Origin of the sequence: Flavobacterium gawalongense (assembly GCF_007097265.1) — a bacterium.
Lineage (GTDB): Bacteria > Bacteroidota > Bacteroidia > Flavobacteriales > Flavobacteriaceae > Flavobacterium > Flavobacterium gawalongense.
Genome location: NZ_VJZP01000005.1, coordinates 53,079 through 66,704, shown reverse-complemented (window position 1 = coordinate 66,704; position 13,626 = coordinate 53,079). Strand labels below are relative to the sequence as shown.

Genomic DNA, 13,626 nt, shown 5'->3' with positions numbered 1-13,626 from the left:
AAGTTTCGGATTGTAAAAACAACCCACAAACTCAAAACCATAAACAAATTACCTGATTATCATTACTTTTTTAACTTTCGTTTCGACTCCGTCTTGTGCCGAAATAAAAATCATATACACTCCCGAAGCTACTTTGTGTTTTCCAAAAGCCGTGGTATCCCATTCTATTGTTCCGCCTTCGGAAGTGGTTTCATAAACCAGATTTCCTTCAATATCGGTAATTTTAATATTGGCTTTATCGAGTAATCCGGCAATTTTAACGGTTCCTTGATATTCAGGCCGCACTGGATTTGGGTACACATACGCATTGCTTAAATCATCATTTGCAGCAGTCGAGACTCCTTTGAAAGAAACTAAACCTTTAGCGGTAGCTATAAAAACTTCGCCCGTTGTACTATTTATGTCGATGTCATTTATATCATTACTGGGCAAAGGCGAATTGTTTATTGTAAAGTGATATTTTGTTTCCTGACCGTTTGGTGAAACTAAAAAAACACCCGAATCGGCAGTGCCAATCCATTTGTTATTGGCTCCATCCACAGCAATATCAGTAATAAATTGTTCGTACAACAACTCTTGCGCCAAGTTATCTTCTAAAATAATAATGGGATTGGTCGTTAATTGATTATCAGATTGAAAACTTCCAACATTAGACAAAACTCGCAATCCTTTTGTAGTCCCTATCCAAAGTTGGTCTCTGGTATCTACCGCAACCGTTCTTACATCAGCAATAGGTAAGTTCCCGGTATCAGGTCCAGTTGTAATTTTTTTGAATTTATTGCCGCTTTCGTTAAAACCAATAACCCCATCACTACTTGTAGAGAGCCATTTCGTACCATTTTTATCAATTGCAATTGTTCCAAAATTATTATCAATAGCTGAATCCAGAATATTATCCATCGCGTAACTTTGCCACTGACCGTCAGATTTCAACACTTTCAATCCGTTTTTAATTCTGCTATTGGTCACCCAGAAATTCCCCGATTTATCAAATGCCGCTCCGTTTATTCTAACATCAATATAATTTGGACCGGCAAAGGTTAATGATTCCAGTCCACTATTCGTTTGATTATACAAAAAAGTAGGTTCATCATTTTCAATTTTTAGTAATCCTGAAAAAAAAGAACTCGCGTACACATCGTTTTCATTACTTGGATTAACGGTGATTCTGGTCATTGATTTGGCCCCAAAAACTTTTTCATACGGAATATTCAACCATCCTGTGGCGCTAAATTTACTCACGCCATAACTATCTAAATCATACGGATTATAATCTACTGTATAATCGCCATAAACCGTCCAAAGTGAATTTGATGTCGTTTGAAGCGCAAATATATTATTCCGAGAAGGTCCAATTGGAGTCGTATTTTCAAAAGTTCCAACCGAAGAAAGTGAGGTAGTAATCAATCCATCTTCTTTGGTTCCAATGAAAATGGTATCTCCTATTATCGTTGCACAAGTAAAACTAGGATTACTCTCCGTAATTTGGTTTGTGGTTATTTGGCGTACCAACCCCATCTGACTGTTGTAAATATAAACACTGTTTAAAGTAGTAACTATTAAATAATTAACAGTTGCTCTCATGTCTGAGGAGGGTTGATTGAGAGCTAAATATCCTGTAAAAGAACTAGTACTTTCATTATATTTATGAATGTAACCTACAGCATTAACAGCAAACAAATCTGCTCCAAAAATTTCAACGCTGGACCAGTTTCCAGGTGCAATTGTTTCCCACTGGCTATAATCGATTAAGTTTTCATTAAAAATAGTAGCTCTTTTTATACCGCTATTTGTAGCTGCATAAATAAATCCATTAAATAGTGCCGTTTGGTTAACAATTATTTCGGCTCCATTAGTTCCAATAAAATAGGTGTCACCAAATTGCATGGTAGCCAAATTGAATTGGACAATTCCAAAATCACAGGAAACGTAAATAATACCTTCAAATTCCGTGAAGTGATTTATTTTTTTTATGTTTGAAGGAAGTTGTTTGTTGATAATATCTACAACATTCAGCATACTCCCATCGGCCTCGTTGATAACTATTATCAATCCGTTTTCATAACCTACAATTGTTTTATTGAATGTTGCGCTGTGGTATGATGCAGAAATAGTTTGCCCAGAAAGTCCATCAATTGTATTGGTAGTTTTAATTTGGCTTGTTGTTATATTTTTAGAAAACAAGGCATTTTCTGAAGCGACAAAAACAGCAGTTGTAGATTCTGAAACGTCTTTAATTTCATTATAAGAGAAATAACCTTGCCACAACAAATTACTTTGGGCAAAACCCATTTGGATAAAAAGTAAAAGCAAAAAACATAAAACGCCCTTTTTCATTATTTGCATCAATATTTGGTTTACAAATATAGAACAAACGAAAGTATTAGAATTTTGTTACACAAAAAAATGCCTTCCATTCGATCCCGAAGCATCGGGACGGTAGAAGGCATTACTATTTTTAACTCTCTCCTTTGGAGAGTCCCGAGGCTTCGGGAGGGGTGAGGATTTTTTATACCACTCCTTGAGCCAGCATAGCATCAGCTACTTTTACAAATCCTGCAATGTTGGCTCCTTTTACATAGTCAACATAACCGTTAGCATCAGAACCATATTTCACACATGAAGCGTGAATATTTAGCATAATTCCTTTTAATTTTTCATCCACTTCTTCAGATGCCCAACCTAGTCTTAATGAATTTTGAGACATTTCTAAACCTGAAGTTGCAACCCCGCCAGCATTAGATGCTTTTCCCGGAGCGAATAATAATTTTGCGTGTTGGAAAACTAATACTGCATCTGGCATAGTGGGCATATTTGCTCCTTCGGCAACACAGATACATCCATGTGCTACTAAAGCTTTTGCTTCGTCTTCATTCAATTCGTTTTGAGTAGCACATGGCAATGCAACATCACATTTTACATCCCAAGGACGTTTTCCTGCAACGTATTTTGCATTTGGATATTTAGTGATATAATCACTAATTCTACCTCTTAACTCATTTTTGATTACCATTACATGAGCTAATTTCTCCCCATCAATTCCATCGGCATCATAGATATATCCTCCAGAATCTGACATGGTAACTACTTTTCCACCTAATTGAGTTGCTTTTTCAGCAGCATATTGTGCTACATTTCCTGAACCGGAAATTACAACTGTTTTCCCCGTAAAGCTATCGCCTTTTGTAGCCAACATACTTTGAGCAAAATAAACGGCTCCGTAACCTGTAGCTTCCGGTCTAATCAATGAACCTCCAAAAGAAATTCCCTTCCCAGTTAAAACACCAGTAAATTCGTTTCTGATTCTTTTATATTGACCAAACATATAACCTACTTCTCTTCCACCAACGCCTATATCTCCAGCAGGAACATCCGTATCAGCACCAATATGTTTACACAATTCAGTCATGAAACTTTGACAAAAACGCATCACTTCATTATCTGATTTCCCTTTTGGATCAAAATCAGCTCCACCTTTCCCACCACCCATAGGTAATGTAGTTAAGCTATTTTTGAAAGTTTGTTCGAAAGCCAAGAATTTCAAAATACTAAGATTCACTGAAGGATGAAAACGAAGTCCTCCTTTATATGGTCCAATTGCAGAGTTCATTTGAATACGGTATCCTCTATTCACTTGAATTTCACCTTTGTCATCAATCCAAGTTACACGAAACGTAATGATTCGATCTGACTCGACCATTCTCTCCAAAAGCATTTTGTTCTGGTATTTTTTATTTTCTTCGATAAAAGGAATTACTGTTTCAGCAACTTCTAAAACTGCCTGCATGAATTCAGGCTCGTTAGGGTTTTTTTTAGCAACCGCTTCGATAAAAGTAGTAATACTTTGTGACATAATAATTAGATTATTAACGTTTAAGAAAACGTTTTCGTTAGTGTATACAAAGATACATCTTATAAGAATATTGCAGTGTTTTTTTTGACTTTATCAACAGAATTATCTTTTTATTAAGCAATTACAGAGAAATATGCTTTTGAAGTGGCATTTGTTACGAAAACGTTATAGTTTTCGTAACCAAATGAGAATTTGATTACTTATATTTAATTTTTAGTTTATTTTAATTAATGGATGATGTTTTTATATATTTGTCAAGAGTTGAAATTTAATATCTAATGATCAAACAAACCATCCTTACTTTATTTATTTTATTTGGCTTTTCAAATAAAATAAATGCGCAATTTGGTTTTTCGCATGAAGTAGGAATTATTGCTGGTCCTGTGGCTTTTCAATCTGATTATGGGGAACGCTATGATTTGAAAACTAACTCCGGAAATACAGGTTTAGGAATTGGAATTATTCATTATTTAAATTTCTCTTACAAAGCCGAATGTAACTGTTTTACTCCTGAAACTTATTTTAATGACCATTTTAAATTAAGATCCGAGCTTTCTTATAATAAAACCAAATTAGAGCATTTTGGAGAATGGGTAGAACCAAATAAAACCTCTCTTGGAGCAGATCAATTACGCGCAATGAAAGGAAGCACCGCGGTTACAAACATAGGAATGCAACTAGAATATTTCCCATGGAGTATTCGTGATTTTACCGCAAGAATTGGTAGCTTAGGACCATTCGTAAGTCTTGGAGCCCAATTCAGTTATTATGATGCCGAAGCTTATTCAACAATGGGAACTTTGGGAACACCCTTAACTACATTTCCTAAATATTTAATCCCTACAGACGATCGTCCTTATGGATTTTCTACTGAAGGCGGGACCGTGTGGTCAGTTGTATCAAGCATGGGAACCCGTTATAAACTGACTCCTTTACGAGATTTAATGATTGATTTAAGATTTCAATATTATTTTTCCAATTGGGTAGATGGTTTAAATCCTAATCCGGCACTTTACAAAGAAAACAAAGCAAACGACTGGCTGGTTTGGTTGAATGTTGGTTATATTTATTACTTACAATAGAAAAAACAAAACACCAATATAAAAACAAAAGCGCCAATTCTAAAATTAGAATTGGCGCTTTTTTCCTCTCCCCTCCCGAAGCGTCGGGACTCTCCAAAGGAGAGGGAGAAAAGCGGGCTGTTTTATTTTTATAAATTTACGCTAATGCTTGTTTTAAATCTTCAATTAAATCTTCGGCATCTTCTATACCAACGCTCAATCGAACCAGATCATCTGTAATTCCTATTTCTTTTCGCTTTTCTTCCGGAATCGATGCGTGAGTCATCAAAGCTGGGTGATTTGCTAATGATTCTACTCCACCAAGAGATTCTGCTAAGGTGAACACTTTTAGTTTCTCCAGAAAATCAATAGCATCTTCTTTTTTACCCGAAACAAAAGTGAACGAAACCATCCCTCCAAAACCACTCATCTGCTTTTTGGCGATTTCATGATACGGATGACTTGGCAATCCCGGATAATAAACCGTTTTCACTTTTGGATGGTTGTTTAAAAACTCCACCACTTTTCCACCGTTTTCACAATGTCTTTCTACTCGCAAATGCAAAGTTTTTATTCCTCTAAGAACCAAGAAACTATCCATTGGTCCCAATGTAGCTCCCGTTGCAAATTGTTGGAAATGCAATTGTTCTCCAAGTGCTTCGTCTTTTACAATTAATGCTCCCGCAATAACATCAGAATGGCCACCAAGATATTTGGTTGCAGAATGCATTACAATATCAGCTCCTAAATCCAATGGTTTTTGTAAATAGGGTGTTGCAAAAGTATTATCAACTGCAAAAAGGATTTTATTTGCTGCAGTGATTTTAGCAATTTCTTGAATGTCGGCTAATTTCATCAATGGATTTGTTGGCGTTTCTACCCAAACCAATTTGGTGTTTTCGTTGATTAATGACTTGAATTTCTCCAAATCATTCATATCCACAAAATGGAATTTTATTCCGGAATCTTTATAAATACGGGTAAACATTCTGTAGGTTCCACCATACAAATCATCCATAGCTATGATTTCATCACCAGCCTTGAAAGAACGTAAAATACAATCCGTGGCCGCTAATCCTGACGAAAAAGCCAATCCTCGTGTTCCGTTTTCAATACTGGCTAATGCATTTTCCAAAGCACTCCTGGTAGGGTTTGCAGCTCTACTGTATTCATAATCCGGATTTATGGGGTGTCCAGGACTTGTTTGTACAAATGTTGACGTTTGGTATACTGGCGGCATAACTGCTCCCGTACTAGGATCATGATGCTGACCACCGTGAATAACTTTAGTATTGAATTTCATATATTGAATTTTTAATGCAAAATTGTTTTACAAATTTACCTTTTAATTTATTTTAACCAAGCCACAAGTAGGTACCTTTGTATTTAATTAACAATTTTGAGATGAAACACCTACTAATTTATACTTTATTGCTTTTTTCGGCAGCGCGATGTTCTAACGAATTGGTTTTTGAAGATCAATCTTTCCAGAAAAAAACGACTTTGCCCTGCAAAGAAAATTGTCCAAAAATTACTGTAAAAATCCCTGTTGCAAATGCAGTCCCAATTGTAGCGGACAGCATCAACAAAAAAGTGTTTTCGGTATTGAAGGAGATTATTTATTTTGGCGAAAAGCCATATACATCAACGAATTATGACGGATTGTTAACTTCGTTTATTGATTCCTATGAAAAACTTCAGAAAGAATTTCCGAACGACAAATTTGGCTGGGAAGCTGACATTGAAGGAAGTATAAAATACCAATCCGACAGTATATTGAATATAGAAATCAAGCACTATACCTATACCGGTGGCGCTCATGGCTACCAAGGGTTGCGTTCGCTGCTATTTGATCCTAACACCGGAAAATTTATTCCGAATACTAAATTATTTAAAGACAAGAATGCTTTTAAGGCTTTCGCCGAAAAAAAATTCAGAGCCAAATATAAAATTCCGACAAACAAATCTATAAATTCAACCGGATTGATGTTTGAAGACGAGAAATTCAACCTGCCCCAAAATATTTTCTACACCGATAAAGGGTTGCTTCTTTATTATAATTCCTATGAAGCGGCATCGTATGCAGATGGACCAAAAGAATTGTTGTTGCTTTATAAGGAAGTGAACGATTATTTGACCGTTAAATAATAAATGGTCTTTAAAAAAATCAGAAACATATAAGGAATTTAAGTTCCTATAATTTGAAAATTCTTTTAAAGACCAAATTATTATATTTTTAGGGATTGCCTAGCCCGGATAGCAGTGAAAATCCTTTTTTGAGGTTTTTACCGAAAAAAAGATTGCAACGAATAGCGGGAAATAGCTCCTAAATAAACTTTCTGATGCTCATCATAATCCCGATGTGAAGCCCTTCGTGGAAATTATTAAAAGCCAATGCATCTTCAATGCTTTTTAAGATAAAACCAGTTGATGTGGGATATTCATTATAATTTTTGAAAATTTTATTGTCAAAATCAACTTTGGTTTGATTGATTGTTTCAAACAATACCGATTTGATTTCGTCCACTTCGGTTTGTGTGGCGATATGTCCCGGTTTAGTTCCCTTTCTATACTTTCCGACTAACTCGTCGGAAATCATCATGGGTAAACCTGAAAGTTTATACACTAACAATTGTTGTGTCACGATAACATGGCCAATATTCCAAATCAAGTTATTGCTGAATCCCTCAGGAATCGTGTTGAGTTGTTCTAAAGTGTAACCGGCTAGAAATTTTGAAACTATATTTCTGCTTGTAGTGTTGACGTCGAATGTTTGATTCATTTTTCTAATTTTTTGATAAAAATAATCATTTTCCGTGTCAAATGATTTTTCTTTGCACAAAGAAATCGCTGTTTATATGAACAAAATATATTATCTCGCTTCTTGCGACACCTGTAGAAAAATTATAAAATCATTACCGAAAGATCATAATTTGAAGTTTCACGACATCAAACAAGACCCGATTACAGTGGAAGAATTGGAACAAATGCGCGTACTTTCCGGAAGTTACGAAGCACTTTTCAGCAAAAAAGCACAATTGTATAAATCAATGGATTTAAAGAATAAATCTTTAACTGAAGATGATTACAAGAAATACATTCTGGAACATTATACGTTCTTGAGCCGTCCTGTTTTTATTATAGACGGAAAAATTTTTATTGGTAACACACAGCAAAACATGTTGCAAGTAATGAAAGCTTTGGGATAATATCGAATACCAATAAAAAAGTAATCAGTATTCAGTGATCAGTAGCAATCCTAAACGATTACTCAACTGAACACCGATCACTGAAAACTGAACACTTTTTCATTATCTTTGACCTCTTTTATACAACTATATGATACAATCAATGACGGGTTTTGGTAAAGCGACTTTGCAATTACCAACCAAAAAAATCACGGTAGAAGTAAAATCCTTAAACAGTAAAGGTTTGGATTTGAATGTGAGAATGCCTTCTCTTTACCGCGAAATGGAATTGGGTTTGCGCAACCAAATTGCCCTAAAACTGGAAAGAGGAAAAGTAGATTTTTCTATTTTTATCGAAAGTACCGCTGAACAAACTTCTACGAAAGTTAATGTGCCCATTGTAAAAGGATATATCAACCAGTTGAGGGAAGTCTATGCCGATGCTGATGAAACGGAACTAATGAAAATGGCCATTCGCATGCCGGATACCATGAAAATAGAACGTGATGAAATCGATGAAAACGACTGGGTTCAAATCCAAACCGTTGTCGAAGAAGCGTTGCAAAACATCTTGACCTTCAGAAAAGATGAAGGAATGTCTCTTGAAAAAGAATTTCAATTGCGAATTGGTAATATCCGTCAATACATGACCGAAGCTTTGGCACTTGATCCAGAACGTGTTCAGGCGATAAAAGACCGTCTGCAAACTGCAATTTCAGAACTAAAAGTTAATGTAGATGAAAATCGTTTTGAGCAGGAATTGATTTATTATTTAGAGAAATTAGACATCACCGAAGAAAAAGTGCGATTGACCAATCACCTTGATTATTTCCTTGAAACCATCAACGGCACCGAAGCCAATGGTAGAAAACTAGGTTTCATTACACAAGAAATGGGACGTGAAATCAACACGATGGGTTCTAAATCGAATCACGCACAAATGCAAAAATTAGTCGTTCAGATGAAAGACGAATTGGAAAAAATTAAGGAACAGGTGTTGAACGTTCTATAAGTCACAACCTGCAAGTTTTTTTTAACCTTGTAGGTTTATTAATTTTAAACCATACCTACAAGGTTAAAAAAACCTTGCAGGAAAACATAAATAGATACTGAAATAAATTCAGCATAAAATGAGTACAGGAGGAAAATTAATCGTTTTTTCGGCACCATCAGGATCTGGAAAAACCACCATAGTTAGGCATTTATTAAGCAAAGAAGATTTGAATCTTGAATTTTCAATTTCGGCAGCTTCCCGTGCACCAAGAGGCGAAGAAGTAAATGGAAAAGATTATTATTTCATATCGACCGAAGCGTTTAAAAAACACATCAAAAACGAAGACTTTCTGGAATGGGAAGAAGTCTATCGCGACAATTTCTACGGAACCTTAAAAAGTGAAGTGGAACGCATTTGGGCTAAAGGAAAAAATGTGATTTTTGATATTGACGTATCGGGCGGATTACGTATCAAACATAAATTCCCAGAAGAAACTTTAGCTGTTTTTGTAAAGCCACCAAGCGTGGATGAACTAAAAAGAAGACTGAAAGAACGTTCTACTGAAAGTGAAGACAAAATCAATATGCGTATTGCCAAAGCTTCTGTTGAACTAGCCACAGCACCACAGTTTGATGTTATTATAAAAAACTACGATTTAGATATTGCGCTTGAAGAAGCCTATCAATTGGTAAAGAATTTTGTAAAATAAAACACGAATTTCACGAATTAGCACGAACGAATTGTTTTATAAACACTTTGAGCCTTTGCGGCTTTGTGCAAAATAAATTACTAGTTAGCGGTAAAATATGAAAATAGGTCTTTATTTCGGAACGTTTAACCCCATTCATGTTGGGCATCTCATCATTGCCAACCACATGGCGGAACATGCCGATTTAGACCAAGTATGGATGGTGGTTACGCCTCACAATCCTTTGAAGAAAAAAAGCACTTTACTTGATGATTACCATCGTTTGCAAATGGTACATCTCGCCACCGAGGATTTTCCAAAAATCAAACCTTCGGATATTGAATTTAAATTATCACAGCCTAATTACACCGTGAACACTTTAGTTCACTTACAGGAAAAATATCCAAGTTACGAGTTCTCCTTAATCATGGGCGAAGACAATCTCAAGTCGTTGCACAAATGGAAAAACTACGAAGCTATTCTGGCAAATCATGAAATTTATGTCTATCCTCGACTTTCAACCGAAGCAGAGAACGTAATGTTTAAGGACCATCCAAGAATTCATATGATTGATGCTCCGGTTGTAGAAATATCATCGACATTTATTCGGAATAATATTAAGAAGGGGAAAAATGTACAGCCGTTATTGCCTGCAAAAGTTTGGGAATATATTGATCATAATAACTTTTATAAGAAGTAATTATTCCAAATAATACTGATGCTGGTTGACTTTAGCACAAATAAAAAGGCGTTCTCCTATTTATAATGGGGACGCCTTTTAAAATACTAAAACAAAACCAACTAATTCAATATGCATTATATTTGTTAAATGATTAATTTATAAAGATCTACAACGCAAGTTACATGTATATATTGTGTTAAGAAGTAAAAAAAGTAAAATTATTTTTTAAGCCTTATAATTATTGCATTTTGAAAACTCTTAAAAATACAAATTTCTTGTTCCAATTTTATTTGTATAATCACTACTTTTTTAAGTACTTTTGATTAAATTTAATAAAAAAATGACCGAAAATATAAAATTTGCAGTGATTGGCGGAGGAAGTTGGGCAACAGCGATTGCAAAGATGCTATGTGTAAATCTTTCGGAGATTTCGTGGTATATGCGTAATGAAGCTGCTATAGAACACATTAAAACCTACAAACACAATCCAAATTATCTAAGTTCCGTTGAATTTGATGTCAAAAAACTGAAATTGACCAGTGATATAAATGAGGCTGTGGCTTATGCTGATTATATAATCTTTGCTATTCCATCTGCTTTTTTAGATGCTGAATTAGAAAAACTGACGGTTTCATTGAAAGACAAAATCATTTTTTCGGCAATAAAAGGTATCGTTCCCGAAACGAGTTTGATTGTTGGCGAACATTTCCATGTTAAATATGACATTCCTTATTATAATATAGGTGTAATTACCGGACCTTGTCACGCAGAAGAAGTTGCTATGGAACGATTGTCTTATCTGACTATTGCCTGTGGCGATGATGAAAAAGCTAAAATTGTTGCTAAGAATTTATCTGGAAATTACATCAAAACGAAGATTACAGATGATATTATAGGAACCGAATATGCTGCCATGCTAAAAAATATTTATGCAATTGCAGCTGGAATGGCCCATGGATTGGGTTATGGTGATAATTTCCAGTCGGTGTTGATGAGTAACGGGATTCGAGAGATGAGAAAATTCATCAAGAAAGTTCATAAAATGAAACGTAACATTAATGATTCAGCTTATTTAGGCGATTTATTGGTTACGGGTTACTCTGTATTCTCCAGAAATAGAATGTTCGGGAATATGATTGGTAAAGGCTACACGGTAAAATCAGCGATGATGGAAATGAGCATGGTTGCCGAAGGCTATTATGCCGCTAAAAGTGCTTATAAACTCAATCAAGGCTACGGTGCTAAAACACCAATTATAGATGCCGTTTACGAGATTCTATATGAAGGAAAGGATGCTAAAACTGTCTTTAAGGCCCTGACTGACAAATTAGATTAATTCAGATTACAGATAGCAGATTTCAATAATCAAAATACACATGTCATGGGCGAAAGATGGAAATATCAGATTAAAACCGGTGGAATTTGGGGTGTTTTCATGACCGTCTTTATGATTTTATTTGAAATAAAAGAAGTTCCTTTTTTAGAACAGGTTTCCAAACCTAGTTTTTATATTCGCGGGGGTGCTTACATTATACTCGGCATTTTTGTTTTGGGTTATTTTACTTGGAAATCCAAAAACAAAAGGCTCAACAATCAATAATTTACCTCACAATAACTCCGTCAACGAATAAAATAGGCACTTCTTCCACAAAATCTTCATGGATGGAATGTGCCTTAAAAATGAATTTTTTGTCGTGCAATTTATCCCCGATGAAATAAGTCAACATAAATTCATTGTTAAGTGCCAGAACACTTTTTTCTATCATTTCTATTTTGATCACTGAAACTGGCGGCACTTCTACAAAAGCATGACGCAAAAGTGATGTTTTTTTCATTTCGCCGTCTATGGTTCCAAAAGCTTTGGAAACGACCATTACACTTTCTATAAGGTAATCACTATCATTTATTAAATAGGCATACCATACTTTTTCCATGAAATCGTCGCTCCATTCCTGAACTGCAGCAAGGAATACGTTTTCTACTTCGGGGATGATGATGTCGGATTTCATATTTTTGATTTTAGATATAAGATTAACGATTTCTGAATTCAGATTTTAAATCCTTCAGAAATCGTTAATCAACATTCTTAAATATTTAAATGCTTGATTTGAATTGCTCTAAGAAACGAACGTCATTTTCGTAGAACATACGGATATCGCCGATTTGATACAACAACATGGCGATCCTTTCAATTCCCATTCCGAATGCAAAACCGTTGTATTCGTCAGGATTAATGCCACAGTTTTTCAAAACGTTAGGATCTACCATTCCACAACCCATGATTTCTAGCCAACCGGTTCCTTTGGTGATTCTATAATCGGTTTCTGTTTTCAGACCCCAATAAATATCAACCTCAGCGCTTGGCTCAGTAAACGGGAAATAAGACGGACGCAAACGGATTTTTGATTTTCCGAACATCTCTTTGGTAAAATACAAAAGCGTTTGTTTTAAGTCGGCAAAAGAAACGTCTTTGTCTATATACAATCCTTCCACTTGGTGAAAAATACAGTGCGAACGCGACGAAACGGCTTCATTACGGAAAACTCTTCCCGGAGAAATCGTACGAATGGGCGGTTTGTTGTTCTCCATGTAACGCACCTGAACGGATGATGTGTGCGTGCGCAACAAAATATCAGGATTGGTTTGGATGAAAAACGTGTCTTGCATGTCACGTGCCGGATGGTATTCTGGCAGGTTTAATGCGGTGAAATTATGCCAATCATCTTCAATTTCAGGACCTTCGGAAACATTGAAACCAATGTTCGAAAAGATATCGATAATTTGGTTTTTTACCAATGAAATAGGATGACGGGAACCAATAGTAATCGGTTCAGCTGAACGCGTCAAATCCCCGTGCAACCCTTTGATTTCTTCTTTGCTTTCTAAAGCTTCTTGTATGGTTTTTACTTTATCTTCGGCAGAAGTTTTAAGCAAATTGATTACTTGACCAAATTCTTTTTTTTGTTCGTTAGGAACGTTTTTGAATTCAGCGAAAAGTTCTTTTAAAAGCCCTTTACTTCCAAGAAATTTAATTCGGAATACTTCTAAATCTGCTGTATTTTGCGTTGAGAAAGCTTGTGCTTCGCCAATATATTCTTTTATCTTGTCTATCATTTTCATCCAATAATTGAGAGTGCAAATTTAGGGAAAAGTTTTCAGT

14 protein-coding genes are annotated in these 13,626 nt (G+C 35.4%); 8 read left to right on the top strand and 6 right to left on the bottom strand.

What is annotated here, in order from left to right; all coding sequences use genetic code 11:
• Positions 1-48: 48 nt before the first annotated feature.
• Both porZ and gdhA read right to left on the bottom strand, forming a co-directional pair.
• Positions 49-2,346 (bottom strand): type IX secretion system anionic LPS delivery protein PorZ, encoded by a 2,298-nt coding sequence (porZ, locus tag FNW38_RS04570; protein WP_449404042.1) that lies wholly within the window; start codon positions 2,344-2,346, stop codon positions 49-51.
• A gap of 163 nt (positions 2,347-2,509) precedes the next feature.
• The gene (gdhA, locus tag FNW38_RS04565) at positions 2,510-3,853 is read right to left on the bottom strand and encodes an NADP-specific glutamate dehydrogenase (RefSeq protein ID WP_143386968.1); all 1,344 of its coding nucleotides are present in this window, start codon (positions 3,851-3,853) and stop codon (positions 2,510-2,512) included.
• Between the two features lie 278 nt (positions 3,854-4,131).
• Between gdhA and FNW38_RS04560 the strand changes: the two genes are divergently transcribed.
• Entirely contained in the window at positions 4,132-4,935 is an 804-nt protein-coding gene (locus FNW38_RS04560) for a THC0290_0291 family protein (protein ID WP_143386967.1), read from the top strand.
• Positions 4,936-5,071: 136 nt separating this feature from the next.
• Here the strand turns inward: FNW38_RS04560 and FNW38_RS04555 are convergent, their stop codons facing one another.
• Positions 5,072-6,217 carry a cystathionine gamma-synthase gene (locus tag FNW38_RS04555; RefSeq protein ID WP_143386966.1) on the bottom strand — a complete coding sequence of 382 codons (1,146 nt, stop codon included), beginning with the start codon at positions 6,215-6,217 and terminating at the stop codon, positions 5,072-5,074.
• Positions 6,218-6,318: 101 nt separating this feature from the next.
• Here FNW38_RS04555 and FNW38_RS04550 point away from each other — a divergent pair, with 101 nt between their 5' ends.
• Positions 6,319-7,062 (top strand): DUF3298 and DUF4163 domain-containing protein, encoded by a 744-nt coding sequence (locus FNW38_RS04550; RefSeq protein ID WP_143386965.1) that lies wholly within the window; start codon positions 6,319-6,321, stop codon positions 7,060-7,062.
• Positions 7,063-7,240: 178 nt separating this feature from the next.
• Here the strand turns inward: FNW38_RS04550 and FNW38_RS04545 are convergent, their stop codons facing one another.
• Entirely contained in the window at positions 7,241-7,696 is a 456-nt protein-coding gene (locus FNW38_RS04545; protein WP_143386964.1) for a DinB family protein, read from the bottom strand.
• A gap of 76 nt (positions 7,697-7,772) precedes the next feature.
• Here FNW38_RS04545 and FNW38_RS04540 point away from each other — a divergent pair, with 76 nt between their 5' ends.
• From FNW38_RS04540 to FNW38_RS04515, 6 genes are all read left to right on the top strand, one after another.
• Positions 7,773-8,123, top strand: coding sequence for an arsenate reductase family protein (locus tag FNW38_RS04540; RefSeq protein WP_143386963.1), 351 nt, complete (start codon positions 7,773-7,775; stop codon positions 8,121-8,123).
• Between the two features lie 130 nt (positions 8,124-8,253).
• Positions 8,254-9,114 (top strand): YicC/YloC family endoribonuclease, encoded by an 861-nt coding sequence (locus FNW38_RS04535; protein ID WP_143386962.1) that lies wholly within the window; start codon positions 8,254-8,256, stop codon positions 9,112-9,114.
• Between the two features lie 118 nt (positions 9,115-9,232).
• Positions 9,233-9,805, top strand: a complete 573-nt coding sequence (gmk, locus tag FNW38_RS04530; protein WP_143386961.1) for a guanylate kinase — start codon at positions 9,233-9,235, stop codon at positions 9,803-9,805.
• Between the two features lie 97 nt (positions 9,806-9,902).
• Entirely contained in the window at positions 9,903-10,484 is a 582-nt protein-coding gene (gene nadD, locus FNW38_RS04525; protein WP_143386960.1) for a nicotinate (nicotinamide) nucleotide adenylyltransferase, read from the top strand.
• A 322-nt stretch (positions 10,485-10,806) separates the two neighbouring features.
• Entirely contained in the window at positions 10,807-11,802 is a 996-nt protein-coding gene (locus FNW38_RS04520; protein WP_143386959.1) for an NAD(P)H-dependent glycerol-3-phosphate dehydrogenase, read from the top strand.
• A 45-nt stretch (positions 11,803-11,847) separates the two neighbouring features.
• Entirely contained in the window at positions 11,848-12,066 is a 219-nt protein-coding gene (locus FNW38_RS04515) for a hypothetical protein (protein WP_143386958.1), read from the top strand.
• Position 12,067: 1 nt separating this feature from the next.
• On the opposite strand, the gene FNW38_RS04510 is transcribed toward FNW38_RS04515, so the two are convergent.
• Positions 12,068-12,475, bottom strand: coding sequence for a hypothetical protein (locus FNW38_RS04510; protein WP_143386957.1), 408 nt, complete (start codon positions 12,473-12,475; stop codon positions 12,068-12,070).
• 85 nt (positions 12,476-12,560) lie between these two features.
• Positions 12,561-13,580: a phenylalanine--tRNA ligase subunit alpha gene (pheS, locus tag FNW38_RS04505; RefSeq protein WP_143386956.1), complete on the bottom strand. Its 1,020-nt coding sequence runs from the start codon at positions 13,578-13,580 to the stop codon at positions 12,561-12,563.
• Positions 13,581-13,626 lie beyond the last annotated feature (46 nt).

Excerpts from the sequence above, each read along its gene's own strand:
- porZ (WP_449404042.1), bottom strand. The coding sequence starts at position 2,346 with ATGCAAATAATGAAAAAGGGCGTTTTATGTTTTTTGCTTTTACTTTTT.
- FNW38_RS04550 (WP_143386965.1), top strand. The coding sequence starts at position 6,319 with ATGAAACACCTACTAATTTATACTTTATTGCTTTTTTCGGCAGCGCGA.
- FNW38_RS04510 (WP_143386957.1), bottom strand. The coding sequence starts at position 12,475 with ATGAAATCCGACATCATCATCCCCGAAGTAGAAAACGTATTCCTTGCT.
- nadD (WP_143386960.1), top strand. The coding sequence starts at position 9,903 with ATGAAAATAGGTCTTTATTTCGGAACGTTTAACCCCATTCATGTTGGG.
- FNW38_RS04535 (WP_143386962.1), top strand. The coding sequence starts at position 8,254 with ATGATACAATCAATGACGGGTTTTGGTAAAGCGACTTTGCAATTACCA.
- gmk (WP_143386961.1), top strand. The coding sequence starts at position 9,233 with ATGAGTACAGGAGGAAAATTAATCGTTTTTTCGGCACCATCAGGATCT.
- FNW38_RS04555 (WP_143386966.1), bottom strand. The coding sequence starts at position 6,217 with ATGAAATTCAATACTAAAGTTATTCACGGTGGTCAGCATCATGATCCT.
- FNW38_RS04545 (WP_143386964.1), bottom strand. The coding sequence starts at position 7,696 with ATGAATCAAACATTCGACGTCAACACTACAAGCAGAAATATAGTTTCA.
- FNW38_RS04560 (WP_143386967.1), top strand. The coding sequence starts at position 4,132 with ATGATCAAACAAACCATCCTTACTTTATTTATTTTATTTGGCTTTTCA.
- FNW38_RS04515 (WP_143386958.1), top strand. The coding sequence starts at position 11,848 with ATGGGCGAAAGATGGAAATATCAGATTAAAACCGGTGGAATTTGGGGT.
- FNW38_RS04540 (WP_143386963.1), top strand. The coding sequence starts at position 7,773 with ATGAACAAAATATATTATCTCGCTTCTTGCGACACCTGTAGAAAAATT.
- FNW38_RS04520 (WP_143386959.1), top strand. The coding sequence starts at position 10,807 with ATGACCGAAAATATAAAATTTGCAGTGATTGGCGGAGGAAGTTGGGCA.
- gdhA (WP_143386968.1), bottom strand. The coding sequence starts at position 3,853 with ATGTCACAAAGTATTACTACTTTTATCGAAGCGGTTGCTAAAAAAAAC.
- pheS (WP_143386956.1), bottom strand. The coding sequence starts at position 13,580 with ATGATAGACAAGATAAAAGAATATATTGGCGAAGCACAAGCTTTCTCA.